Consider the following 23,834-nt stretch of genomic DNA (forward strand, 5'->3'; position numbering starts at 1 on the left):
AGAGTGAAGCCACGATGTTGGACTCCAGGCGCGCCGCCCGCCATGGCGCCTCACCCACCGCCTTCGCCCTCTTCCGTGGCGCAGCCGTCGCTCTCGCGACCGCGACCGCACTGTGCTCCGCGCTGATCGGCGCCGTGGCCATCCGGGTCGCGCGTCAGGTCGTGACGCCCGCCGGACGTCGCGCCGACACCCGCATCCTCGCGCTCGATCCGGCGTCGCAGACGATCACCCTCGAGCGCAACGACGACACCGAGCTGCCGGGGCGCTACGGTCTGTTCACGCGGGGCACCGAGGACTACGTCAAGCTCGGCAGCGTCCTCGCCGAGAACGAAGCGGGCGTCAAGCGCAAGTTGCTGACGCACGTCGGTCAGGACGCGCGGCTCTCCGCCGAGGCCGCGTTCAGCGGCTGGTACTTCGACCGCCCCGATCAGCTGCAGCTGCCCTTCAGCTCGCAGCCGATCGGTTCGGCTGTCGGGCCGTGCCCCGCGTGGCTGTTCCCGGCGGCGCAGGAGACGGATCTCTGGTGCATCCAGATCCACGGTCGGGGCACGACGCGCGCCGAGTGCCTGCGGGCAGTCCCGCTCATGAACAGCCTGGGCATCACCACGCTGGTGGTCTCGTATCGCAACGACGGTGAGGCGCCGCGCAGCCGCACGGGCACCTACGGGCTCGGTGCCACGGAGTGGCGCGACGTCGATGCCGCGATCGGCTTCGCCCGGCGCAACGGTGCCCGCCGCATCCTGCTCATGGGGTGGTCGATGGGGGGTGCGATCGCATTGCAGCTGGCGCTCAGCTCGGCGCACCGGGACATGATCGCCGGTGTCATTCTGGATTCGCCCGTCATCGACTGGCGCGTCGTGCTCGATTACCAGGCGGGCCTCATGAAGCTTCCGCCCACGGTCACGAAGCTCGCCATCTCGGCGCTCGAGTCGGACTGGGGCACGGCATTCACCCGCACCGGGACACCGATCCCTTTCGATCGGTTGAATGTCGTCGCTCGCGCGAGCGAGCTGCGGGACCCGATCCTCATCCTGCACAGCGACGACGACGGCTTCGTCCCCTCGGACGCCTCTCACGATCTGCGGCAGGCACGCCCCGACCTCGTCGAGCTCGAGGTCTTCGAGGTGGCGCGCCACACGAAGCTGTGGAACTACGACGAGCAGCGCTGGAGTGCCCGCATCCGCGACTGGGTGCGTGCGCAGGGACTCACGCCGACGGGCGAGCCCGCAGATAGCTGAAGCCCGAGTCGTCGACGAGCAGGCCGTGCGGCGCTGCCAGCGTGTGACCGTCGGGAACACGGATGAACGGCGCGGTCGCCGGCACGAGTTGGGGCGCGACGGAGACGCAGAACTCATCGATCACACCCGCGCGAGCGAACTGCGAGGCGAGCGTGGGGCCGCCCTCGCAGACGACACGCAGCCACCCGCGATCCGCGAAGACCGAGAGCACGCGGGAGGGCTCGAGCTCGTCGCCCGCAACGGCGATGACGTCGAGCCCCAGACCCTCGCTGTTGCTTCTCACGGTGTCGGCATCGCGCTCGGCGCACACGAGGACCACGCGAGCGGTGTCGTCGTCCGGCGCCAGCTGGTGGCCTTCGAGTCGTCCCGTCCGGGTGACGATCGCCAGCCGGGTGCGCTTGGGCACGACGTATCGCTCGGCGCGCACGCTCTGCGCACCCACCACCACGACATCGCTCCATCCGCGGATCACCCCGAGGATGCGTCGATCGACGGGGCTCGAGAGCGTGTCGCTCGTGCCGTCCGCGCCCGTCGCAGAACCCGTCAACGAGGTGATCATGTTGAGCCGCACCGACCGCTCGGCATGCGGCTCGTACTCGCTCCGCAGCCACCGGAGCCCGGCGTCGTCACCGGCGTCGATACGCTCGACCGGGCGGGGGATCACGCGCGTGAGGTGCATCTTCACGCGCCGCTCTTGCGCTGGATCTGGCGCTTCGCGCGCAGCAGCATGCCCGTCATCCCCGCGATGCGTAGGGGGGAGACCGCGCGGGTCAGGCCGAGGCTCTGCGGGTAGTCGTCAGGAACGGCGAGGGCATCTGCGACGGTGAGGCCGGTCAGCCCCTGGGCCAGGATGCTCGCGAAACCGCGGGTGGTCGGAGCCTCCGCCGGAGCGGTGGCGTGCATCGCGACGAAGCCGTCGTCATCCACATCGACCACGATGTACACGGGGGACTGGCACTCCGCCACCCGCTCGCACAACTCCGGGTGCCCCTCATACTCCGCCGGGATCGGCGGGAGCTCCTGCGAGAACTCCAGGAGCAGCTGCAGGCGTTCGGGTTCGGCGAGGGCGAGGAAGTCCTCGCGGATCTCGGCGAGCTTCTCGGGGAGGGCGCTGTCGGTCATCCGCGACATTCTCGCACGCAGCGCCTAGCTGTACTCGGTCACTTCGTTGGTGACGTTCGGCTGATGGGTGCCTGGCCTGCGCAAGCGGTGTGGGGTCGAGCGTAGTTGTAGTGCTCGAGCCAGGGCGCGAGCGCGCTGGCTCGATCTTCGTTGGAGGTGAACGGATGCCGGTAGGCCCAGTTCTCCTGCAGGGTCCGATTGAAGCGTTCGGCCTTACCGTTCTGCCAAGGCGAGTGCGGACGGGTGAGGATGTGCGTGGCGCCAAGGGTGTTCAGTGTGGTCTGGAAGGCGTGGGAGCGTCGGTAGTTCAGTGCGTTGTCGGTCATCACGCTGCGGACGGTGATGCCGTGATCGAGGAAGAACGCGGCTGCCTCAGCGAGGAAGGCGGCGCAGGTGGGCCCCTTCTCGTCGGGCAGGATCCGAGCGAACGCGAGCCGCGAGTGGTCATCGACGGCGACATGGACATAGTCGAACCCGACCCGTCGTGGTCGGGAGCTGTGGTGATCGATGACGTCCGGGCCATCGAGTCGCCAGCCACCGCCAGCGGGGATGCGGCCCAGCTTCTTCACGTCGATATGCACCAGGTCGCCTGGCTGCTCACGTTCGTAACGCAGCTGTGTGCGACGCGAGGCGCGGATCCGGATCCCGGTGACCGGATCGAGTTCGTGCAGGGCGGGTAGCCCCGCTCTGACGATGAGTCGAGATGCGGTCGAGGGGCTGACACCAACCAGGCGCGCCAATTCATCACGGCCCAGCCGTTCGGCCTGACGCAGCTCGAGCAACCGCGCGATCACCGCCGGCGATGTGGTGGCGGGGTGCGTGCGGTGTCGGGACGAGCGATCTCGCAAGCCCGCCCGTCCGAGAAGACGGAACCGGGTAACCCAGCGATGCGCGCACTGCCGTGACGCCCCGAGTTCCTTGGCGACATGCGAGACCGGGCGCCCCGCCAACACCCGCTGAACCAGGATCAGGCGACCAGCTTCCGCCAATCGCGCGTTACGGTGAACCAAGAGAAGGCCTTCCTTCGAGTGACGTTAGACACCACTCAGGATGAAGGCCTTCTCCCTATCTCCGCGTCACCAACGATCAGACCGAGTACACCTAGCGGCCGGGCACCTCGCCCGGCTCGGAACCGGTCACGATGGGAACGCGCACCGCGCTGCCCCATTCGGTCCACGAGCCGTCGTAGTTGCGGACGTCCTCGAAGCCGAGCAGGTGCTTCAGCACGAACCAGGTGTGGCTGGAGCGCTCACCGATCCGGCAGTACGCGACGACCGGCTCGCCGTCGGTGAGTCCGGCCTCATCGCGATAGATGGAGTCCAGGTCGGCGCGCGACTTGAAGGTTCCGTCCTCGGCTACCGCGCGCGCCCACGGCACGCTCTGCGCCGACGGGATGTGGCCGGCACGCAGCGCGCCTTCTTCGGGGTATGCGGGGGCGCTCGTGCGCTCGCCCGAGTACTCCTCGGGGGACCGTACGTCGATCAACGGGTGACCCAGATGCGCGAGGACGTCCTCCTTGTACGCGCGCAGCACGCTGTCATCGCGCTCGATGACGGGGTAGTCGGTGCGCGCGCGGTTCGCGGGTTCGGTGGTAGTCTCTCGCCCCTCTGCGATCCACCGGTCACGGCCCCCGTCCAGCAGTCGGACGTCCTCGTGGCCGAACAGCGAGAACACCCACAGGGCATAGGCGGCCCACCAGTTGTTCTTGTCGCCGTAGATGACGACGGTGTCCTCGCGCGAAATGCCCTTGCGGCTGAGGAGGTCGGCGAATCCGGCGCCGTCGACGTAGTCGCGTACGACGGGGTCGTTCAACTCGGTGTGCCAGTCAATCTTCACCGCGCCGGGGATATGGCCCGTCTCGTACAGGAGGACGTCCTCGTCCGACTCGACGACGACGAGTCCGGGAGTGCCGAGGCGCTCCTGCAACCACTGGGTGGTGACGAGTCGTTCGGGGTGCGCGTAGGCGGCGAACTTCTCGGAGGTGGAATCGAGGTCGACGGGCACGGGATTCTCCTGTTCAGTCGGGACGCGACCGAGCACGTAAAGTGGGGAAGTCGCCTGATCGAGCCTAGGTTCGAGTCGCCGCGTCCGCATCCGCCCCGTAACCGTGTGACACAGGATCCCGCATGACTTCGCCTGCTCAACAGAACGCATTCGTGCACCTCGCCGAGCGGTCTCCGCAGGTGACCGGTGCGGACATGGTCGCTTCCCTCGTGCCGCCGCCGCAGTTCGCCGACGCGAGCTTCGACACCTACCGTGCGGACGATGCCTTCCCCTCACAGGCCGAGGCCAAGCAGACCCTCCGCGAGTTCGCCGGAGCGGCGGTCGAGGCGCCGAGGCGCGGCTTCTTCCGCCGTGCCCCCCGCGCGCCCGAGCGCAAGCCCGGCGTGTACCTCGACGGCGGCTTCGGCGTCGGCAAGACCCACCTCCTCGCATCGATCTACCACGCGATGCCCGCGCGCCGGAAGTACTTCGGCTCGTTCATCGAGTACACGGCCCTCGTCGGCGCACTCGGGTACCAGCAGACCGTAGAACTGTTCCGAGGTTCCGACCTGTTGTGCATCGACGAGTTCGAGCTGGATGATCCGGGCGACACGATGGTGATGACGCGATTGCTCGGCGAGCTCGTCGCATCCGGCACCAAGCTCGCCGCCACCTCCAACACGCCGCCGAATGCACTGGGCGAGGGGCGCTTCGCCGCGCAGGACTTCCTGCGCGAGATCCAGGCGATGTCGGCCTCGTTCGAGACGCTGCGGATCGACGGTGTCGACTACCGCCAGCGAGCGGTCGACGGTCACGCGGTCGTTCTGGATGCGGGAGCATACGAGAGTGCACTCGCCGAGGCCGCCGCATCCGGCGTCGTCTCCGATGACGATTTCTCGACGCTCATCGCCCATCTGGCGAAAGTCCACCCCTCGCGCTACATCCGCCTCATCGAGGGAGTGACGACCATCGGGCTGCGCGACGTGCAGCAGCTGACCGACCAGTCGGCGGCCCTGCGCTTCGTCGCCTTCGTCGACCGCGCCTACGATGCCCAGATTCCGATGCGGGCCACCGGCGTGGCTCTGGACCAGGTGTTCGGCGACGAGATGCTCGCGGGCGGCTATCGCAAGAAGTACCTCCGCGCTATCTCACGTCTGATCGCGCTCACCCACTCCTGAGCCGTGATCCCTGGTGGGTTCCCGGTGTGGGGAAACCTGTTGTTTACCGTGGCGGGCTCGCTGTAACAAGGCCGAAACACCATTCGCGCACCACTGGAACTCCTTCTCGACAAACTGTGGACGTCCTGAGGAGCTGCGACCCGATCTGCGGCCCTGGGATACCTCGAGTAACACGACATGGATGAGGAATTTCATGGATAGCGGAAATCTCGCCTGGTCCGTCGCTGCGACGGCACTTGTGCTCTTCATGACGCCGGGCGTCGCGTTCTTCTACGGAGGACTCGTCAAGGCCAAGAGCGTCGTCAGCATGATGATGATGAGCTTCGGCGCGCTGGGCCTGGTCAGCGTTCTGTGGATCCTCTACGGGTTCAACATGAGCGCGGTCGACAGCGCGTGGGCCTTCGCCGGTAACCCGTTCTCCGACTTCGGTCTGGGCGGGCTGGACGACAACGGTCTCGTCGGCGCCACGTACGGTGCGACGTTCGCGATCATCACCGTTGCGCTGATCTCCGGTGCGATCGCCGACCGCGCCAAGTTCGGCGCCTGGATGATCTTCGCCGGCGTCTGGGCCACGGTCGTCTACTTCCCCGTCGCCGCCTGGGTCTGGGGTGGCGGCTGGATCATGAAGCTGGGTGAGACCTTCGGCTTCACGACCTCGGTCATCGACTACGCCGGTGGTACTGCCGTGCACATCAACGCCGGTGCCGCAGCGCTCGCGCTGGCGCTCGTCCTCGGCAAGCGCATCGGCTTCCAGAAGGGCATCACGAAGCCGCACAACGTGCCGCTCGTCATGCTCGGTGCAGCGATCCTGTGGTTCGGCTGGTTCGGCTTCAACGCCGGCGCTGAGGGCACCTTCGGTCTGCTCGGCACCGAGGACTCCTCGGTCGGCCTGATCATCATCAACACCCTCGGCGCCACGGCTGCGGCCATCATCGGCTGGCTCGTCGTCGAGAAGCTCAAGGACGGCAAGGCCACCTCGGTGGGTGCCGCCTCGGGTGCCGTCGCCGGTCTCGTTGCCATCACCCCCTCGTGCGCCGCGCTGACGCCGGGTTGGGCTCTGCTGCTCGGTGTCGTCACCGGTGCCGTCTGCGCCCTTGCGATCGAGCTGAAGTGGAAGCTCGGCTACGACGACTCGCTCGATGTGGTCGGCATCCACCTCGTCGGCGGTCTGATCGGAACGATCTACCTCGGCTTCTTCGCGACCGACACGGGCCTGTTCGTCGGCGGCAACTACGAGCAGCTCGTGCTGCAGGTCATCGCCGCTGTGGGCGTGCTGGTGTACTCCTTCGTCGTCGCCTGGATCATCGGCTTCGCGATCGAGAAGACCATCGGCTTCCGCATCAAGAACGAGGACGAGCTCGCCGGCGTGGACTCCACGGTTCACGGCGAGGAGGGCTACTCGCTCGCCGAGCAGTCCTGACACATCGTTTCCAGCAGGAGAGGGCGTCGCGGGTCACCGCGGCGCCCTCTCCTTTCGGTGCGTGCAGCATCCGTCGGGCTGGATAGGCTGGCGCGATGGGTCTGCTCTCCCGCCTCGGTCGCGGTGTCCTGCGCCTGGTGCGCCCCGCGCCGTCGTCGCAGACGTACGAGGTGGACCCCCGTTCGGTCGGTCGGCTGAGACTCGCGTACGCGCCGCGTCCCGATGGGATTCCGGATGCGGGGGAGATCGTCTGGACGTGGGTGCCGTACGCCGAACGTGACGGCCGCGGGAAAGACCGCCCGGTGCTCGTCGTGGCTCGTCAGAGCCGCGACCGTGTCTACGCGGTCAAACTCACCAGTCGTGCGCACCCGGGGGTCGATGCCTACGTTCCTCTGGGGGTGGGTGCATGGGACCCGCAGCGTCGGCCGTCGTGGGCCGACATCGATCAACTCTACAGCGTCTCCCACGCGGGGCTGCGCCGCGAGGGGGCGACGCTCGACGCGGCGCGCTTCACTCGCGTCGTCGATGCTCTGCGCGCGCGCTTCGGGTGGCGATGAGTGTCAGTCGTCGGCAATCGACAGACCGACGTGCGCCGCGAGAAGCGGTGCCAGCTGGAGAGCCTGCTCGTGGGTGATCGTGGCACCGGACAGTTGGCCGACGCCGGAGACGGCTGAGAGTTCTGCCCCTCTGAGATCGACATCCACGAGGATTGCGCGAGGCACCTCGAGGGAGGCGATCCTCGTGTCCGTGAACCGCATTCGGCGGCATCGTGCTTCCCCCAGATCGAGTTCGTCGATCGAGCAGTCCGTGAACTGGACGTCGAGCAGCTCCGAGCCGCGCAGGTTGACGAAGCCCAGGCGGCATCCGATGAAGTGGATGCTGCGCAGCGAGCTGTCGTACGCGGTGAGAGCCCCGACGCGGCCGCTCAAGCGCGCGTCAGACCAGTCTGTGCGAGCAGCATCCATCACGGGGACATCGAGCGCGTCGAGCGCGACCTCGAGCAGACCCGCGCCACGGAGGCGCAGCGCAGGGGCGACGAATCGGTCGAAGCGGACGCCGTCGAGCCGGGCGTCGGTGAGATCAACGGGGGAGTGGCTCTCGACGGCCAGGCTCATGCCGGTCAGCGTTGCCTCGGCGCGCAGCTGGGTGCGGCTGCCGTCGGCGAGGTCGTCGAGGTGCAGGAGGTTCAGCTGAGGGCTTCGGGAGCGGCGCCATGCGTCCATCCTGGCCCGTCCCGGCCGCTCTCGTGGAGCGAGTTGTCGCTCCGCACCTGCTCGCCTGTAGCCTCGGGGCCATGAGCGCGAGCATCCGGCGAACACGGAGGTGGGCTGTCCGCGGATTGGCCTGGGCGGCGTCCGTCCTCGTCGCCGCCGCGGTCGTCGTCCTCATTACGAGCTCCACCCACGGAGCGTGCTACGACTCGGGTACCGATCCCGACGCGAGTTACTGCACCAGTGGGCCGATCGTGGGCGTGGCGGGCGTGTGGATCCTTTGGGTTCTGTGGGCGCTCGTCGCTGCATATACCGGCTACCGGGTACTTCGGCGAAGGACTCCGTGACAGAAACGCGGGGCGCGACAGGAAACGCGAAACCCCCGGCTGAACCGGGGGTTTCGATGGTGGGCGATACCAGACTCGAACTGATGACCTCTTCCGTGTGAAGGAAGCGCGCTACCAACTGCGCCAATCGCCCGTGACCCGTGGGGCCGAGAATCGAGCATACCGGATGCGGACGGGCTCCGTTGACCAGACGGCGAGACACGCGCGGGCCCGTCTCGGTTTTGCGAAGCGTCGGAGTTGGGATAATGTTTTCCAAGTGCCCGAGAGATCGGGAACGAAATGCGGATGTAGCGCAGTTGGTAGCGCATCACCTTGCCAAGGTGAGGGTCGCGAGTTCGAGTCTCGTCATCCGCTCGAGTGCGGGGATCTCCCTCCGGGGAGATCACGTCACGTGGGTCGAACCACACACGGTGGCGTGGCCGAGCGGCTAGGCACCGGCCTGCAAAGCCGTTTACACGGGTTCGAATCCCGTCGCCACCTCGCCCATAACTGAACAGCCTGTACAGGCGCGATTGGCGCAGCGGTAGCGCGCTTCCCTGACACGGAAGAGGTCACTGGTTCGATCCCAGTATCGCGCACCGAAGAACCCCCGGTCACCCGGGGGTTTTCTCGTTTCTGGGGTGGGCCGTACGTGCTCGCTTCTCACGCAGGCGCATCGCGTCACGCTCTCTGCGGGCGCCCCCTATCGCCACCAGTCACCGGCCGAGCCCGCCGGCGCTCGCTCGGCCGCGTCACACACAACCAGGCGAGCCACACCGCGATGGCTGCGAAGCCCCCGGTTACCATGGCAGCTCCCGCGGGATTGAGATCGAGACTGCAGGATCCTGAGCCCAGAGGGTCGATTCCTTCCAGCGGCTTCCCCTCGGACCAATGGTCACTGATCGTGTAGGCGAGCCCGAAGTACGGCAGACCCCACGCGGTCGCGCCGAAGCCGATGCAGAGCAGCACATGTGCCCACACGGGGTGTGCGCGCCGGCGCGCCCATATCGAGTACGTCGCGATCCAGCCTGCTGCCAGCGCCGTAGAGCCCGCGAGGACGATTGAGCTGTTGACCCAGACGCGAGCGCTGACCACCCCGGAGTCGATCACGTCCCAGCCGCACGCGGTGATCGTCGCGGGGAGCAGCGCGGCTGTCATCAGCCATCCACCGACGCCGGCCGGTATCGTCCAGGGCCACACACGCCGTCTCGACTCGATCATTGTCCGCAACCCTCGCCGACCGTCCGCGACGGCATCCGCGCCTGACGACGCGGCCCGCCCGATCCCCCGCAGTTGGAGAGGACGAGGAGAGCATACGTCGCCGGTTCGATCTCCATGCTGAGTGCGCAAGCCCTTGAGACGTTCTTCACGACGCCATTGCGCACGTCGACCCTCGTCGGACGCGAGCGATACAACCGTCCGGGTGGGCCGTGCCGACATCGCGAGCGCCCCGCGCCCCGCGCGCCGGATGCGGCGAGCCGGCCCGGCGCGGCGGCATGCCGGGCGCCGGACGGGCTCGAGAGTCAGGCGAGCTCGGCGAGCGCGGTCTTGCTCAGCTCGGCGACGGCGCCGGGGTTGGAGACCATCACCGAGTGCGAGGCGCCGTCGATGACGCGGGTGCCGCGCGACCCCGCACGCGACGCCATGAACGCGAGCCCCGCCTCGGGGATGTTCTTGTCACCCGTGCCGTAGACGAACCACGACGGGAGCGTCTTCCAGGCCGGCGTCTCGGCGGGCAGACCTTCGCCGAGCGCATAGTCGCGGATAGGACGCTGCGTGAGGGCGGAGAGTTTCGCGACCTCGAGCGGCACGTCCGCGGCGAACTGGTCGGGGAACAGTGCGCGGTCGACGACGAGATCGTTCGTGCCGTCGCCGAGCGCACACGCTCGCCCAGGGTGCTGCCCGGGAACTGACCGGTGAGGTCGAGAGCATTCTCGCCGTGGTCGGGTGCGAAGGCCGCGACGTACACGAGACCCTTGACCTTGCCGTTTCCTGCGCCGGCCTCAGTGATGACCGCACCGCCGTACGAATGGCCCACCAGCAGGACGTCGCCGGGCAGCGAGTCCACGAGGTGACGCACGTTCTCGGCGTCCGTGGTGACACTGCGCAGGGCGTTCGGTGTGGCGATCGCGTCGATGCCCGCATCCTGCAGCAGGGCCAGGACGCCGTTCCAGCTCGACGACTCGGCGAAGGCGCCGTGGACGAGGACGACGGTGATATCGGACATGGGTGGATTCTCCTCAGGTTCCTGTGCTCGCTCGCGGGGCGCCCGACGGAGGGGCGAGTACGGCCCGAACCTATAAGCGGCGCCGGTGACTCGCATCCGCTCTGAGTCGGAAGCAGCCCCGCTCCCTGACGAGGCGCGTCCGAGCCTCGACGCGCGTCGAAGCCGCCTTCGTCACGCCGCGGTGCCACGGCACGGCGCGGCTCGACGAGACTCACCGGCAACCACTTCACGGGACGAAGGAGCACCATCATGGACACCCCGGAGCGCACAGTGCCGCACCACGAGGCGGCGACGTTCGGCAACCCCGACCTTCCGCCGGAAGGCGAGATCAACACGGTCGACCGGCCGCAGAGCACCGTGATGACGGGCCCGCAGAACCCCGCCATCGCATCGCAGTTCCCGAACCAGATCGACGCCCCGGCCACCGACATCTCGACGCAGCCGTTCTTCTGGTCCTCGTTCAACATCTCGCCGCGTCGCGTGCAGCGCGGGGGATGGGCGCGCGAGCTCACCAGCAGCGACTTCCACATCTCGGACGAGATCGCCGGCGTCAACATGTACCTCGAACCGGGTGGGATCCGCGAGCTGCACTGGCATCAGACGGCGGAATGGGCCGTCATGACGTGCGGCAAGGCTCGTGTGACGACGCTGAGTCGTTCGGGGCTGCCGGCGGTCGAGGACGTGGAGGAGGGGGACCTGTGGTTCTTCCCCGCTGGCACTCCGCATTCGTTGCAGGGACTCGGCCCGGACGGCGCGGAGTTCGTGCTCGCTTTCGACGACGGACAGCAGTCGGAGTCGAACACGCTGCTGCTGACGGACTGGTTCGCGCACACGCCGCCGGAGGTACTGGCGAAGAACTTCGGGGTCGCGCAGGAGGTGTTCTCCGACATCCCGCTGCACAACCTCTGGATCTTCCCGGGCGACGAACCGCCCGCCCTGGAGGTCGATCAGGCCGCCGCGGGCGTCGAGTGGGGGATGGAGCCGGTCATCTTCCGGCTGTCGCGCTCCCAGCCGCGGTATCAGAACTCGGGAGGCAGCGTTCAGGTCGCCGACTCCACCAACTACGCGTACTCGAACACCGTTGCGGCGGCTCTTGTGACGGTCGAGCCGGGCTCGATGCGCGAGTTGCACTGGCATCCCAACGCGGACGAGTGGCAGTACTACCTGCGCGGCTCCGCCCGCATGACGGTCTTCAACACCGGCCCGCACGCCAACACCACGGACTTCCGTCCGGGTGATGTCGGCGTGGTGAAGAAGAACTACGGTCACTACATCGAGAACACCGGCGACGACGTCCTGCAGTTTCTGGAGGTGTTCCGTACCGACAGGTACGAGGAGATCAGCCTCGCCAACTGGCTGGCGCACGTGCCGCCCCAGCTCGTGTCCGCCCACCTCAACATCGATCCCGCCGTGCTCGCCACCTTCCCTCGGACGGCACAGGGCATCACGCCTCTGCGCGGATGAGCGGATGCGTGGGCCGGGACCGGGCCGCCTGCGGCGAGGTCCCGGCGCACGCGTCGTTCAGCGTCCCGCTTCGGGAGGCAGTGCCAGCCACGCGGCGCGGCGCTCCGCCTGCGCCACCGGGTCCGGCACCGGGAGCGACGTCAGGAGACGCTCGGTGTAGGTGTCCTGGGGATGCAGGAGCACCTGCGCCGTCGTTCCCTGCTCGCGCACCTCTCCCTGACGAAGCACGACGACACGGTCCGCGACGGCATCGATCACGGCGAGGTCATGGCTGATGAACAGCGATGCGAAGCCGAGTTCCCGCTGGAGCGTCGCGAACAGCTCCAGCACCGTCGCCTGCACCGACACGTCGAGGGCGCTCGTCGGCTCGTCGGCGATGAGGAGCTTCGGGTCGAGCGCGAGGGCACGTGCGAGAGAGGCGCGCTGGCGCTGACCCCCGGACAGCTCGTGCGGAAAACGGTCACCGTACGCGGCGGGCAGGCGCACCGCGTCCAGCAGCTCGTCGACCCGCTTCCGCGCCTGAGCGGCGCTGCGCACCCGCTTGTGCACCACGAGGGGTTCGGCGATGCACTCCGCGATCGTCAGCAAGGGATTGAAGCTCGTCGCCGGATCCTGGAAGACGAATCCCACCTGCGGGCGGAGGGCGGCGAGCGCCCGCGGCCTCACGTCGCGCATCTCGGTACCGAGAACCTCCAACGACCCGTCGACGACGGAGGTCAGACCGACGATCGCGCGGCTGATGGTGGTCTTCCCGGAACCGGACTCGCCGACCAGGCCCAGGACCTCACCGTGTCCGATCCAGAAGTCGACGCCGTGCACGGCCACGACGCCCGTGCGGCCGAAACGACCCGGGTACGCGATGTGAAGGTTGCGAGCGACCACGAGACTGCCTGCCGGCGGCTCGGACGGCGCCGCGGCGGCCGCATCCTGAGCGGCGCTCTTGCCGGCACCGACGTGGGGGACGGCGGCCAGCAGCTCCCGCGTGTAGGGCTGCTGCGGATCGGCGAAGAGCTCGCGCACCGGCGCCTGCTCGACGATCTCCCCGCGATACATGACCACCACACGATCCGCGAGGTCGGCGACTACGCCCATGTTGTGCGTGATGAGCACGATCGTCGCACCGAACTCGTCGCGACAGGCGCGCAGCAGTTCCAAGATCTCGGCCTGCACGGTGACGTCCAGCGCGGTCGTCGGCTCGTCCGCGATGATGAGGCCCGCGTTGAGGACGAGCGCCATCGCGATGACGACGCGTTGCTTCTGCCCGCCGGAGAACTGATGCGGGTAGTCGTCGACGCGCCTCTCCGGGTCGGGGATTCTCACCTTGCGAAGGATCTCGACCGAGCGGCGCCGCGCCTCGGCGCGGGTGACGCGCTCGTGGGCCCGGATGCCCTCGGCGATCTGCCAGCCCACCGTGAACACGGGATTCAGCGCCGTCGACGGTTCCTGGAACACCATCGCGGCATCGCGACCGCGCATGGCGCGCAGCTGGGAGGCGGTCGCGTGGACGATGTCCGTCTCGCCGCCGTCCCGAGCCTGGATCACGACAGCGCCCGACGTGGTCGCCGTCTCCGGGAGCAGGCCGAGCAGGGTGTTGGCCGTCACGGTCTTCCCGGAACCGGACTCTCCGACGATGGCGAGGACCTCGCCTGCGTGCGCGGCGAGCGAGATGCCGGCGACGGCGACGACGGGCTCGCCGTCGGTAGCGAAGGTGACGGTGAGGTCGTCGATGCGTGCGATATCGGTCATGCGGTCGCCTCCTTCTTGCGCGGGCGCGCCGCGCGCCGCCGGGTGCGCAGACGCGGGTCGCTGAGATCGTTGAGGCTCTCGCCGACGAGCGTGATGCCGAGGACGACGAGGACGATCGCGATGCCCGGGGGAATGGCGGTCCACCAGATACCGCTCGTGACGTCCGAGACGGCGCGGTTGAGGTCGTAGCCCCACTCCGCGGCTGCCGTTGCCTCGATGCCGAACCCGAGGAAGCCGAGGCCGGCGAGCGTCAGGAGCGCCTCCGATGCATTGAGGGTGACGACCACGGGCAGCGACCGGGTGGAGTTGCGCAGCACGTGCCGCAGGAGAATGCGCGAGGTCGGCACGCCGATGACCTGCGCCGACTCCACGAACGGCTCCGCCTTGACGCGCACGACCTCACTGCGGACGACCCGGAAGTACTGCGGGACGAAGACGACGGTGATGGCGATCGCCGAGGCGAGGATGCCGCCCCAGAGGGTCGACTGTCCCTGGCTGATGACGATCGACATGACGATCGCCAGCAGCAGCGACGGGAAGGCGTAGATGGCGTCGGCAAGCACCACGAGGATGCGGTCGAGCCAGCCCCCGAAGTATCCGCCGAGCAGGCCGACGAGCACGCCGAGGAAGATCGAGAACGCGATGGCGCACACGATGGCGAGCAGCGCCGTCTGCGCGCCCCAGATCGTCCGCGACAGGACGTCGAAGCCGCTGACGGTCGTTCCGAGGAGATTGACCGCGTTCGGCGCCTGGAGGGTTCCGAAGTCCTGACCGTCTACGGAGCGCTGGGCGAAGCCGTAAGGCGCGATCCACGGGGCGAGGGCGGCGGTCAGGATGAACAGGGCCGTGATGACGAGTCCGGTCACGAGCATGCCCCGCTGCAGTCCCACACTCCGGCGGAGCTGCGAGAGGACCGGTAGCCGGTCGATCAGGGGACGGCGGCGCGCGGTGACGGCGGCCGGAGAGGAGACGGTGGACATCAGTACCTCACTCGGGGGTCGATGAGGGCGGCGACGACGTCGACGATGAAGTTCGTGACCGCCACCACCACGGCGATCATGACGACGATGCCCTGCACGGCCACGAAGTCCCGCGCCTTCAGGTACTCGGAGAGCATGAAGCCGATGCCCTTCCACTCGAAGGTGGTCTCGGTGAGGACAGCGCCCGAGAGGAGCACGGCGATCTGCAGGCCGATGACGGTGACGATTGGGATGAGGGCCGGGCGGTAGGCGTGCTTCGTAACGAGCCGGTACTCGCCCACGCCGCGGGCGCGTGCACTCGTGACGTACTGGGAGCCGAGGGTGCCGATCACGTTGGTGCGCACGAGGCGCAGGAAGATCCCGGCCGTGAGGATGCCGAGGGCGAGCGCCGGAAGCACGGCATGCCACAGGACGTCGCCGATCGCATCCGCTCTGCCGAGTCTGATGGCGTCGATGAGGTAGATCCCGGTCTGACCGTCCAGGCTCTGCAGGGCGAGCTCGGTGCGCGTTCCCGCGCGCCCGGATGCGGGGAGGACGCCGAGTCCGACGGAGAAGATGAGCTTGAGCACCATCCCCAGAAAGAAGATCGGTGTCGCGTAGCCGAGGATCGCGGCGATCCTCAGCGCCGCATCCTGCCAGCGGTCGCGGCGGTAGGCCGCGAGCAGACCGAGCGGGATGCCGAGCACGAAGGCGACGATCAGCGCGTACAGGGCGAGCTCGAGGGTCGCGGACCCGTACTGCAGCAGGATCGTCACCACCGGGCGCCCGTCGGTGATCGTGTTGCCGAAGTCGCCGCGGAAGACGCCGCCGATGTACTCGGCGTACTGGATGATCAACGGGCGGTCGTAACCGGCCTCGTGGATGCGGTCGGCGAGCTGATCCGGGGGAGCTTACCGCCGAGGGCGGCTGTGATGGGGTCTCCGGTGACCCGCATCAGAAGGAAGACCACGGTGACGAGGATGAAGACGGTGGGGATGATCAGGACGAGTCTGATCAGGATGTAGCGCCAGAGCCCGCCCCGCTGGGGAGCGACGGGCTTGACGACGGCGGCGGCGTCTACCGCTGTGACCATGCGGAAACCTTTGAACGGTCGGAGTCCTCCGTCCGCGTCCGGACGACGCGGCCGCGAGGCGGCCGCGTCGTCCGGAGCGATGGGGGACCGGTGGGTCTTACTTGTGGAGCGGGGCGTAGCGGAACTTGAACGAGCCGTCGAGCACGGCGCCGTCCACGTCCTTGCCGACGACCGCGACCTGCGTGCCCTGCAGTAGCGGCAGCGTCGAGAGGTCCTTCGCCACGAGTTCCTGGATCTGCTCGATGTCCGACTGGCGCGCGGCCGCATCCGTCTCGGACGCCTGAGCCGTGATGAGCTCCTGCACCGCGCTGTTGTCGTAGTGGTTCACGAGGAAGTTGTCCGCGGTGAAGAACGGCGTGAGGTAGTTGTCCGCGTCGGAGTAGTCGGGGAACCAACCGAGCTGATACATCGGGTAGACGTCGGCGCTGCGGTCCTTGGAGTACTGCACCCACTCGGTCTGCGCGAGGTTGACCGTGAACAGGCCCCCCTCTTCCAGCTGCGACTTGACCGCGGCGTACTCGTCACCCGAAGAGGGGCCGTAGTGGTCGCCGTTGTACTGGAGGTTCAGCGTGACCGGAGTGGAGACGCCGGCGGCCTCGAGGGTGGCCTTCGCCTTGTCGAGGTCGGGCGCACCCGCGCCGTCGCCGTAGAGCTCCTTGAGGGGCTCGGTTGCTCCGGTCAGACCCTGCGGTACGTAGGAGTACAGCGGGGTGTAGGTGCCCTTGTAGACGTCCTCGCTCAGCGCCTCGCGGTCGACGAGGTCGGCCATCGCCTGCCGCACCGCGAGCGACTTTGTCGGGTCGGCCTCGGGCGTCGCAGCGCCGAACGGCATCGTGTCGAAGTTGAACACGATGTAGCGGATCTCGCCGCCCGGACCATCCACGACCTTCACCGCGTCGTTCTTCGACAGATCGTCCACGTCGGTGGCGGAGAGGCTGCGGAAGGCGACGTCGATGTCGCCGCCGGCGACGTCGAGCTTCAGGTTCGACGAATCGGCGTAGTACTTGACCGTGACGCTGCTGTTCTCCGCGGCACCGAGCGCGCCCTTGTAGTCGGGGTTCGGCTTGTAGGAGATGAGCTCGTTGATCTTGTACGAGTCGATGACGTACTGACCGCCGAAGGCGTTCCCGGCGACGATGTCGTCGTCGCTCGTGAGGGCATCGGGCGAGAACACCTCTTCGTCGACGATGGGGCCTGCGGGGCTGGAGAGGATCTGCTCCCACGTCTGGTCGTTGCCGTTCTTCAGGGTGAAGACGACGGTGGTGTCGTCGGGAGCCTCGACGGATGCGAGGTTGCCGAGGAGCGAGGAGGGGCCGTTCGGATCGGCGATCTTCAGCTGCCGGTCGAAGCTGAACTTCACGTCCGACGAGGTGAGCTCGTGACCGTTCGCGAAGGTGAGGCCGTCCTTGAGCGTGACGGTGAACTCCGTCGGCGAGGTGAACTCGCCCGACTCGGCGATGTCCGGGGTCACATCCGCGGTGCCGTACTGGCTGTTGAAGAGGAAGGGGTAGACCTGGTTCATCACCGCGAACGAACCGTTGTCGTATGAGCCGGCCGGGTCGATGAAGGTGATCTTGTCGGTGGTGCCGACGATGAGGTCGCCGCCTTCACCGCCGCCGCTCGATTCGCCGCTGTCGCCGCTGGAGCAAGCGGCGAGCATCACGGCCGTGCCGGCAAGAGCGGCGAGTGCGAGCGCTGTGCGGCCGCGCCTGATGTGAACAAGAGACATAGTGGTATCCCTGCTGTGAATGGTCGCCGGGCGCACTTCGCCCAGCGCATGCAGGTCATTCTCACCTGATCGTGAGCGAACACCCAGCAACATGGCGATCTTTTAACGCACCCGAAACGCCTTCCGCGAGGCGTTGTCGGTCAACAGATCGCTTAGATCGCAGCCTCGAGATCGTCGGTTCTGCGCGCGCCTAGATGTAGTGCCCGGGGACGTTGTTTGATCTGGATGCCCTGATGTGACGAGAACCTCCCAGGCAGAGTGGAGCTGCTACCGCTTCCGCTCTGAACCGAGGAGGTTCTCGTGTCCCACGCTAACGCGGCGCTGACTCCGCGCCAACGACTCCGGCTGGCCAGGCAGATCATCGAGGATGGCTGGTCGGTGTCAGCAGCGGCCGACTACTTCCGGGTGTCGTATCCGACCGCGGCGAAGTGGGCTCGACGCTATGTCGAGCTCGGACCCGACGGGATGGTCGACAGGTCGAGCCGGCCGCACCGGCATCCGAACAGGACCCCGCAAAGCCTTGTGAGGCGAATCGTGCATCTGAGGATCCGCAAACGCCTCGGCCCGGTCCAGATCGCGGGGCGTCTGGGGATGTCGGCTTCCACTGTTCACGCGGTCCTGACCCGCTGTCGGCTGAACCGTCTCTCGCACGTTGACGTGCGCACCGGCGAGCCCGCCCGACGATACGAGCACGATCATCCCGGATCCCTGATCCACGTTGACGTGAAGAAGCTCGGCAACATCCCCGACGGCGGCGGCTGGCGTTACGTCGGACGCGCCCAAGGACGCCGCAACCGGGCCGCTACGCCAGGGAAGGACCGCAACGACTATCGGAACCCGCTGATGCGGCACGCATTCGTCCACACCGTCATCGACGACCACTCCCGAGCGGCTTACGCCGAAATCCACGACGACGAACGAGCAGAGACCGCGATCGGCGTCTTGCGTCGAGCGTCGTCCTGGTTCGCCGACCGCGGCGTGAGAGTCGAGAGAGTGCTCTCCGACAACGGCTCCGCCTACCGCTCCCACGCTTGGAAACACGCATGCGCAGAGCTCGGCATCACCCCGAAGTTCACGCGGCCCCGCCGACCGCAGACCAACGGCAAGATCGAGCGCTTCCACCGCACGCTGGCCGACGGCTGGGCCTACGCCAAGCACTACAACTCGGAGTCAGCACGACGCGCCGCCCTGCCCGCGTGGCTGCACTTCTACAATCACCACAGGCCCCACACCGCCATCGGAAAGCTCCCGCCCATCAGCCGGATCTCAAACAACCTGACTGGGCACTACACCTAGACCACTGCAGAGGTCGTCGCAACCGCCCCGGCACGCGATGGGCCGGAGCGCATGGTGGATGCATGAGACGCATCACCTACGCGGGCGAGAACGTTCTGACCACCGACGACGTGGCGCGCGTGCTCGTGGAACTGACGGCGGAACTCGCCAAGCGTGGCGAAGCGGCTGCCGTGCGGGTCCCCATCGATCCTGAGGGCACCGCCGAACTCGTGGTCGGCCTCGGCAACGACGTGCTCTCGGTGCCCGTCGCGTGGGAGGGCGACGATCCGGACTTCGACGGCTCCGAGCTCGAGGCCCACCTCGCGCGAGTGCGCCCGACGCCCGAGCGGCATCTGCGAGCGGTCGAGGGCTACAGCGAGCCGGACGACGGATACGACCCCGACTACGACATCACCGAGGCCTGAGCTCACCGCATCCAGACCAGCGGAAGCGTGGCGAGACCCACCACAAGGGGAGCGGCCAGCGCACCCCACAGGATGAATCGTCCCCACGACACCTCGATGCCCTCGGATTGCAGCCGCTCGTGCCACAGCAGCGTCGCCAGCGATGCCCATGGCGTGACGAGCGGACCGGCGTTGACGCCGATGAGCAGGGCCGCGAGATGGACGGGGGATGTGGCGACCGCCGGTTCGAGAGCCAGATAGGCGGGCAGGTTGTTGATGACGTTCGCACCGACGGTGCCCGCACCGGCGACGGTGAACACGGTCCACGGCTGGTCCGAGGCGTTGAGGACGGCCGACACGGGATCGAGCAGGCCTGCCGCATCCGCCGCCGAGGCGACCAGGAGCAGACCGCTCGCGAAGACGAGGAGTTGCCACGGGATGAGTCGCAGGGAGAGCAGGCGTGGTGAGCGCCACGCGACGAATCCGACGAGAAGGACCGCCGCGAACGTGGCCGGCATCCAGGGCTCCAGGCCAGAGACCAACAGCGGCAGCATGACCGCGACGATCACGCCGGCCGCGATCAGCAAGGCCCTGTCGGCGACCTGTGGTGATCCGGCGGGGGAGAAACGCCCGCGCAGTTGACGACGGTCGCGCAGCCACAGCAGCGCGACGGTGACGAACACGGCGATCAGTGCGGAAGGTCCGAGCAGCCCGATGAACGCTCCCGTGCCGTCCTCGAGATTGTGGGCGGCGAGCAGGTTCGTGAGGTTCGACACCGGCAGAAACAGCGATGCCGTGTTGGCGAGCCACACCGTGGCGAACGCGAACGGGAGCGGCGGAAGCCCGTTCGCCCTCGCAACGGCGACGACGACGGGGGTCAGGAGCACCGCCGTGGTGTCGAGCGAGAGGAAGGCGGTGGACACGAGCGCGAGCGCGACCACGAGAAGCCAGAGCAGGATGGTGCGCCCGCGAGAGAGGCGGGCCAGGAATGCCCCCAGCACATCGAACAGACCGACACGGGTCGCGAGCTCTGCGACGACCGTGATCGCGGTGACGAAGCCGAGGACGGGAAGGATGCGTTCGGCCACCGCGACAGCCGCATCCGGGGGGAGGACGCCGAAAAGGACCGCGGCGATGCCGACCAGCAGCAGCGCGCCGCCGATGAGAGCCAGCTTCACGACACCATCTTGCCGCCTCGCAAGCTCGATAGGATCGATTGAGACCCACTTCAGGAGCGTCCTTTGACTGATCTGACCCCGGCAGCCGTCGCCTACCCCGCAGACGGATTCGCCCTCTTCCCCGACCGCTCCGTCATCGCGTTGCGCGTGAACGGCGAACTGAAGGACCTCGCGACGACGGTCGCTGAGACCGACGTCGTCGAGCCGGTCACGATCTCGTCCGAGGACGGCCTCGCCATCCTCCGGCACTCCACCGCGCACGTGCTCGCCCAGGCGGTGCAGCGCATCAAGCCGCAGACCAACCTCGGTATCGGTCCGCCCGTGACCGACGGCTTCTACTACGACTTCGGCACCGACACTCCCTTCACCCCGGAGGACGTCAAGGCCATCAAGAAGGAGATGGAGCGGATCGTCCGCGAGAACCAGCGTTTCGTGCGCCGCGTCGTCACGGACGACGAGGCGCGGGCGGAGCTCGCCGACGAGCCCTTCAAGCTCGAGCTGATCGGGTTGAAGGGCGGCAAGAAGGAAGCGGCCGAGGGGGCATCGGTCGAGGTCGGCGCGGGCGAGCTGACGATCTACGACAACGTGAACCGCGATGGTGAGACGGTCTGGAAGGACCTCTGCCGCGGGCCCCACGTGCCGAGCACCCGCGTCATCGGCAATGGCTGGGATCTGCAGCGCATCGCCGGCGCTTACTGGCGCGGCAGCGAGAAGAACCCGCAGCTGCAGCGCATCTACGGCTCCGCGTGGGCGAGCAAGGACGACCTGCGTGCCTACCAGCACCGACTGGAGGAGGCGGCGAAGCGCGACCACCGCAAACTCGGCAAGGAACTCGACCTGTTCTCGTTCCCCGACGAGATCGGCTCGGGCCTGAGCGTCTGGCATCCCAAGGGCGGCATCGTCCGCGGCGAGATGGAGCAGCATGCCCGCCGTCGGCATGTGGAAGGGGGCTACACCTACGTCTACACCCCGCACATCTCCAAGGAAGACCTGTTCATCACCTCGAACCACCTGGTGACCTACCGGGAGGGTATGTTTCCGCCCATCACGATGGACGAGGAGCGCGACGCCGAGGGCAACGTCACGAAGGTTGGCCAGGAGTACTACCTCAAGCCGATGAACTGTCCGATGCACATCCTGATCTACAAGGAGCGCGGCCGCAGCTACCGCGACCTGCCGATGCGGCTTGCGGAGAACGGCACCGTCTACCGCAACGAGCTCTCGGGGGCGTTGCACGGTCTCACCCGCGTGCGCGGGTTCACTCAGGACGACTCGCACCTGTTCGTCACCCCCGAGCAGCTCGAATCCGAGGCGACCCGCGTGCTGGAGTTCGTCATCTCGATGCTCCGCGACTTCGGCCTCGAGGACTTCGAGCTGGAGCTGTCGATGCGTGACGACGAGAAGTCGAAATGGATCGGCTCGGACGAGTTCTGGGAGTACTCGACGAATGCGCTGCGCAACGTCGCCATGGCGAGCGGTCTGAAGCTCACCGAAGTGCCGGGCGAGGCCGCGTTCTACGGGCCGAAGATCGACCTCAAGACCCGCGACGCGATCGGCCGCACGTGGCAGCTGTCGACCGTGCAGGTCGACCCGAACCTCCCCGAGCGCTTCGGCCTCGAGTACACGGGGCCCGACGGCGAGAAGCACCGCCCGATCATGATCCACCGGGCGCTATTCGGTTCGATCGAGCGCTTCTTCGCCATCCTGCTGGAGCACTATGCCGGGGCTTTCCCCGTGTGGCTCTCGCCCGTGCAGGTCGTCGGCATCCCGGTCGCCGAGCAGTTCGCGGACTACCTGGACGGCATCGTCGACCGCCTCAGGGCATCGGGCGTCCGGGCCGAGGTCGACCACTCCGACGACCGGATGCAGAAGAAGATCCGCACGCACACGACGCAGAAGGTCCCGATCCAGCTGATCGCGGGGGAGCAGGACCGCAGTGCCGGCACCGTCTCGTTCCGCTTCCGTGACGGGACGCAGACCAACGGGATTCCCGTCGACGACGCGATCGCGATGATCCAGCGGGCGATCGCCGAGAAGGTCCTCGTCAACACCGCGGAGGACCTCGCGTGACGACAGAGCCGGAGCAGACGGATGCGGCGCTGGTCGCCGCATCCGATCTGCCCGGCGTCCCGGATGAATTCCAGCGGTTGTGGACTCCGCACCGCATGGCGTACATCCAGGCCGGCCCCGAGCCGCACTCCGAGCAGTGCCCGTTCTGCGCGGCGCCGCACAAGAGCGACGAAGACGGACTCATCGTTCATCGCGGGGTCCGTGCCTACGTCCTGCTGAACCTGTTCCCGTACAACTCCGGCCATCTGCTGGTCTGCCCCTACCGCCACATCCCGACCTATGACCAGGCGGATGCCGAGGAAGTCGCCGAGATCGGTGCGCTCACCCAGACGGCGATGCGTGTGCTGCGCGAGACCTCCCGGTGCGACGGGTTCAACATCGGGATGAATCAGGGCGCCGTCGCCGGCGCCGGGGTGGCGGGGCATCTTCATCAGCACGTTGTGCCGCGATGGGCGACCGACGCGAACTTCTTCCCCATCATCGCGCGCACGAAAGCGCTGCCGCAGCTGCTCGGGGACGTGCGCCGCTCCCTCGCTGACGCCTGGCCGCTCTGAGCGTTCTCCACAAGCCTCCGGGCACGCACCGGGCGCTGTCGATAGCGTGGCGGGCATCGTTCCACGAGCCCGGGGGTCTCTCATGCGCACACGTTCGGTCCGCCTCATCGCACCCATGCTGTTGCTGGCTCTGGTCCCGCTGGCGGGGTGCCAGTTCACTCCGCTGCCGGCATCTAGCGAACCTGGGGAGGCACTCTCTCCCTCGGGCGAGCCCACGCAGAACACCGACGAATCCGGCTCCGACGATCTGATCGACGGTGACGTCTTCGCCGAGCGCGATGCCTTCTTCGAGGCTCAGCAGCAGATCCCCGGTGACCCGATGCTGACGCCGAAGACGCCGGAGCAGCAGGAGTTCATCTCGCAGCAGCGGGCCTACACGGAGTCGCAGGGCGGCACGTGGTCACCGGAGATCGAGAGCATCACCCTGGCCCTCGCGCTGGACGCTTGCGAGACCTCGATCCTCAACGGGCATGACGTGGACGCGGATCTGTATGCCACGCACATCGCGACGTCGCCGCTGATCTCGGCGCTCGCGAACGGCGACCCGACCACCGAGCGCAACGTCGTCAGCATCATGGTGTTCGGAACCGGGTTCCTGTGCCCGGCCGACGCTCCGCAGTGGGAGAGCGCCTTCCGGGCATCCACGGGCGGTTGAGG

The 23,834-nt window shown here is 67.7% G+C and carries 21 protein-coding genes, 4 tRNA genes and 2 pseudogenes; 13 read left to right on the forward strand and 14 right to left on the reverse strand.

From position 1 onward, the window contains the following. The first annotated feature begins 14 nt into the window (after positions 1-14). A complete protein-coding gene (locus AC1VNH_RS01865) occupies positions 15-1,238 on the forward strand; it encodes an alpha/beta hydrolase family protein (RefSeq protein WP_483109634.1) in 1,224 nt (407 codons plus the stop codon). Here AC1VNH_RS01865 and AC1VNH_RS01870 read toward each other — a convergent pair. From AC1VNH_RS01870 to AC1VNH_RS01885, 4 genes are all read right to left on the reverse strand, one after another. Beyond that, positions 1,207-1,917, reverse strand: coding sequence for a dihydrofolate reductase family protein (locus tag AC1VNH_RS01870; protein ID WP_483112672.1), 711 nt, complete (start codon positions 1,915-1,917; stop codon positions 1,207-1,209). The two genes, AC1VNH_RS01865 and AC1VNH_RS01870, sit on opposite strands and share 32 nt — an antisense overlap. A 2-nt stretch (positions 1,918-1,919) precedes the next feature. Next, a complete protein-coding gene (locus AC1VNH_RS01875; RefSeq protein WP_483109635.1) occupies positions 1,920-2,360 on the reverse strand; it encodes a SufE family protein in 441 nt (146 codons plus the stop codon). A gap of 38 nt (positions 2,361-2,398) precedes the next feature. Continuing rightward, entirely contained in the window at positions 2,399-3,370 is a 972-nt protein-coding gene (locus AC1VNH_RS01880; protein ID WP_483109636.1) for an IS481 family transposase, read from the reverse strand. Positions 3,371-3,461: 91 nt separating this feature from the next. Continuing rightward, positions 3,462-4,364 (reverse strand): sulfurtransferase, encoded by a 903-nt coding sequence (locus AC1VNH_RS01885; RefSeq protein ID WP_483109637.1) that lies wholly within the window; start codon positions 4,362-4,364, stop codon positions 3,462-3,464. Between the two features lie 122 nt (positions 4,365-4,486). On the opposite strand from AC1VNH_RS01885, the gene zapE reads away from it, so the two are divergent. From zapE to AC1VNH_RS01900, 3 genes are all read left to right on the forward strand, one after another. Beyond that, complete coding sequence (gene zapE / locus AC1VNH_RS01890) at positions 4,487-5,521, forward strand: cell division protein ZapE (protein WP_483109638.1); 1,035 nt, start codon at positions 4,487-4,489, stop codon at positions 5,519-5,521. 193 nt (positions 5,522-5,714) lie between these two features. Beyond that, positions 5,715-6,941, forward strand: coding sequence for an ammonium transporter (locus AC1VNH_RS01895; RefSeq protein ID WP_483109639.1), 1,227 nt, complete (start codon positions 5,715-5,717; stop codon positions 6,939-6,941). Positions 6,942-7,036: 95 nt separating this feature from the next. After that, positions 7,037-7,498 (forward strand): type II toxin-antitoxin system PemK/MazF family toxin, encoded by a 462-nt coding sequence (locus tag AC1VNH_RS01900; RefSeq protein WP_483109640.1) that lies wholly within the window; start codon positions 7,037-7,039, stop codon positions 7,496-7,498. Positions 7,499-7,501: 3 nt separating this feature from the next. Here the strand turns inward: AC1VNH_RS01900 and AC1VNH_RS01905 are convergent, their stop codons facing one another. Next, complete coding sequence (locus AC1VNH_RS01905) at positions 7,502-8,164, reverse strand: pentapeptide repeat-containing protein (protein ID WP_483109641.1); 663 nt, start codon at positions 8,162-8,164, stop codon at positions 7,502-7,504. 392 nt (positions 8,165-8,556) lie between these two features. Further along, positions 8,557-8,632 (reverse strand) — tRNA-Val (locus AC1VNH_RS01910). Between the two features lie 148 nt (positions 8,633-8,780). Between AC1VNH_RS01910 and AC1VNH_RS01915 the strand changes: the two genes are divergently transcribed. The 3 genes from AC1VNH_RS01915 to AC1VNH_RS01925 all read left to right on the forward strand — a co-directional run bounded on the left by AC1VNH_RS01915 (position 8,781) and on the right by AC1VNH_RS01925 (position 9,077). Further along, positions 8,781-8,853, forward strand: a tRNA-Gly gene (locus AC1VNH_RS01915). A 55-nt stretch (positions 8,854-8,908) separates the two neighbouring features. Next, positions 8,909-8,979 (forward strand) — tRNA-Cys (locus AC1VNH_RS01920). Between the two features lie 26 nt (positions 8,980-9,005). After that, a tRNA-Val gene (locus AC1VNH_RS01925) sits at positions 9,006-9,077 on the forward strand. An 82-nt stretch (positions 9,078-9,159) separates the two neighbouring features. Here AC1VNH_RS01925 and AC1VNH_RS01930 read toward each other — a convergent pair. The 3 genes and pseudogenes from AC1VNH_RS01930 to AC1VNH_RS01940 all read right to left on the reverse strand — a co-directional run. Then, positions 9,160-9,636: a hypothetical protein gene (locus AC1VNH_RS01930; protein ID WP_483109642.1), complete on the reverse strand. Its 477-nt coding sequence runs from the start codon at positions 9,634-9,636 to the stop codon at positions 9,160-9,162. Between the two features lie 365 nt (positions 9,637-10,001). Further along, positions 10,002-10,289, reverse strand: coding sequence for an alpha/beta fold hydrolase (locus AC1VNH_RS01935; RefSeq protein ID WP_483109643.1), 288 nt, complete (start codon positions 10,287-10,289; stop codon positions 10,002-10,004). A 161-nt stretch (positions 10,290-10,450) separates the two neighbouring features. After that, positions 10,451-10,801 (reverse strand): annotated as a pseudogene (locus tag AC1VNH_RS01940) (alpha/beta fold hydrolase); the annotation flags it as partial. 153 nt (positions 10,802-10,954) lie between these two features. Here AC1VNH_RS01940 and AC1VNH_RS01945 point away from each other — a divergent pair. After that, the gene (locus AC1VNH_RS01945) at positions 10,955-12,169 is read left to right on the forward strand and encodes a cupin domain-containing protein (RefSeq protein ID WP_483109644.1); all 1,215 of its coding nucleotides are present in this window, start codon (positions 10,955-10,957) and stop codon (positions 12,167-12,169) included. Positions 12,170-12,226: 57 nt separating this feature from the next. On the opposite strand, the gene AC1VNH_RS01950 is transcribed toward AC1VNH_RS01945, so the two are convergent. From AC1VNH_RS01950 to AC1VNH_RS01965, 4 genes and pseudogenes are all read right to left on the reverse strand, one after another. Next, on the reverse strand, positions 12,227-13,915 hold the full coding sequence (locus tag AC1VNH_RS01950; protein ID WP_483109645.1) for a dipeptide ABC transporter ATP-binding protein: 1,689 nt from the start codon (positions 13,913-13,915) through the stop codon (positions 12,227-12,229). Continuing rightward, the gene (locus AC1VNH_RS01955) at positions 13,912-14,895 is read right to left on the reverse strand and encodes an ABC transporter permease (RefSeq protein WP_483109646.1); all 984 of its coding nucleotides are present in this window, start codon (positions 14,893-14,895) and stop codon (positions 13,912-13,914) included. Before AC1VNH_RS01955 ends, AC1VNH_RS01950 begins: the two co-directional genes overlap by 4 nt. Next, a pseudogene (locus AC1VNH_RS01960) lies at positions 14,895-15,967 on the reverse strand (ABC transporter permease). The gene AC1VNH_RS01955 and the pseudogene AC1VNH_RS01960 overlap by 1 nt, the downstream one beginning before the upstream one ends. 97 nt (positions 15,968-16,064) lie before the next feature. Continuing rightward, complete coding sequence (locus tag AC1VNH_RS01965; protein ID WP_483109647.1) at positions 16,065-17,696, reverse strand: ABC transporter substrate-binding protein; 1,632 nt, start codon at positions 17,694-17,696, stop codon at positions 16,065-16,067. A gap of 300 nt (positions 17,697-17,996) precedes the next feature. On the opposite strand from AC1VNH_RS01965, the gene AC1VNH_RS01970 reads away from it, so the two are divergent. Continuing rightward, entirely contained in the window at positions 17,997-18,992 is a 996-nt protein-coding gene (locus AC1VNH_RS01970) for an IS481 family transposase (protein WP_483109452.1), read from the forward strand. Positions 18,993-19,054: 62 nt separating this feature from the next. After that, complete coding sequence (locus AC1VNH_RS01975; protein WP_243227912.1) at positions 19,055-19,396, forward strand: hypothetical protein; 342 nt, start codon at positions 19,055-19,057, stop codon at positions 19,394-19,396. Between the two features lie 2 nt (positions 19,397-19,398). Here AC1VNH_RS01975 and AC1VNH_RS01980 read toward each other — a convergent pair whose 3' ends face one another. Beyond that, complete coding sequence (locus AC1VNH_RS01980; protein WP_483109648.1) at positions 19,399-20,553, reverse strand: ArsB/NhaD family transporter; 1,155 nt, start codon at positions 20,551-20,553, stop codon at positions 19,399-19,401. 63 nt (positions 20,554-20,616) lie between these two features. Between AC1VNH_RS01980 and thrS the strand changes: the two genes are divergently transcribed. The 3 genes from thrS to AC1VNH_RS01995 all read left to right on the forward strand — a co-directional run bounded on the left by thrS (position 20,617) and on the right by AC1VNH_RS01995 (position 23,832). Continuing rightward, positions 20,617-22,623, forward strand: a complete 2,007-nt coding sequence (gene thrS / locus AC1VNH_RS01985) for a threonine--tRNA ligase (protein WP_483109649.1) — start codon at positions 20,617-20,619, stop codon at positions 22,621-22,623. Continuing rightward, a complete protein-coding gene (locus AC1VNH_RS01990) occupies positions 22,620-23,177 on the forward strand; it encodes an HIT family protein (protein ID WP_243227909.1) in 558 nt (185 codons plus the stop codon). Before thrS ends, AC1VNH_RS01990 begins: the two co-directional genes overlap by 4 nt. An 82-nt stretch (positions 23,178-23,259) precedes the next feature. Continuing rightward, entirely contained in the window at positions 23,260-23,832 is a 573-nt protein-coding gene (locus tag AC1VNH_RS01995) for a hypothetical protein (protein WP_483109650.1), read from the forward strand. Positions 23,833-23,834: the final 2 nt, after the last annotated feature.

Source organism: Microbacterium sp. KU4F (genome assembly GCF_056868075.1).

Coding starts and splice junctions, on each gene's coding strand:
- AC1VNH_RS01865 (WP_483109634.1), top strand. CDS start 15: ATGTTGGACTCCAGGCGCGCCGCCCGCCATGGCGCCTCACCCACCGCC.
- AC1VNH_RS01870 (WP_483112672.1), bottom strand. CDS start 1,917: ATGCACCTCACGCGCGTGATCCCCCGCCCGGTCGAGCGTATCGACGCC.
- AC1VNH_RS01875 (WP_483109635.1), bottom strand. CDS start 2,360: ATGACCGACAGCGCCCTCCCCGAGAAGCTCGCCGAGATCCGCGAGGAC.
- zapE (WP_483109638.1), top strand. CDS start 4,487: ATGACTTCGCCTGCTCAACAGAACGCATTCGTGCACCTCGCCGAGCGG.
- AC1VNH_RS01895 (WP_483109639.1), top strand. CDS start 5,715: ATGGATAGCGGAAATCTCGCCTGGTCCGTCGCTGCGACGGCACTTGTG.
- AC1VNH_RS01900 (WP_483109640.1), top strand. CDS start 7,037: ATGGGTCTGCTCTCCCGCCTCGGTCGCGGTGTCCTGCGCCTGGTGCGC.
- AC1VNH_RS01905 (WP_483109641.1), bottom strand. CDS start 8,164: ATGGACGCATGGCGCCGCTCCCGAAGCCCTCAGCTGAACCTCCTGCAC.
- AC1VNH_RS01930 (WP_483109642.1), bottom strand. CDS start 9,636: ATGACAGCCGCGCTGCTCCCCGCGACGATCACCGCGTGCGGCTGGGAC.
- AC1VNH_RS01945 (WP_483109644.1), top strand. CDS start 10,955: ATGGACACCCCGGAGCGCACAGTGCCGCACCACGAGGCGGCGACGTTC.
- AC1VNH_RS01950 (WP_483109645.1), bottom strand. CDS start 13,915: ATGACCGATATCGCACGCATCGACGACCTCACCGTCACCTTCGCTACC.
- AC1VNH_RS01955 (WP_483109646.1), bottom strand. CDS start 14,895: ATGTCCACCGTCTCCTCTCCGGCCGCCGTCACCGCGCGCCGCCGTCCC.
- AC1VNH_RS01965 (WP_483109647.1), bottom strand. CDS start 17,696: ATGTCTCTTGTTCACATCAGGCGCGGCCGCACAGCGCTCGCACTCGCC.
- AC1VNH_RS01975 (WP_243227912.1), top strand. CDS start 19,055: ATGAGACGCATCACCTACGCGGGCGAGAACGTTCTGACCACCGACGAC.
- AC1VNH_RS01995 (WP_483109650.1), top strand. CDS start 23,260: ATGCGCACACGTTCGGTCCGCCTCATCGCACCCATGCTGTTGCTGGCT.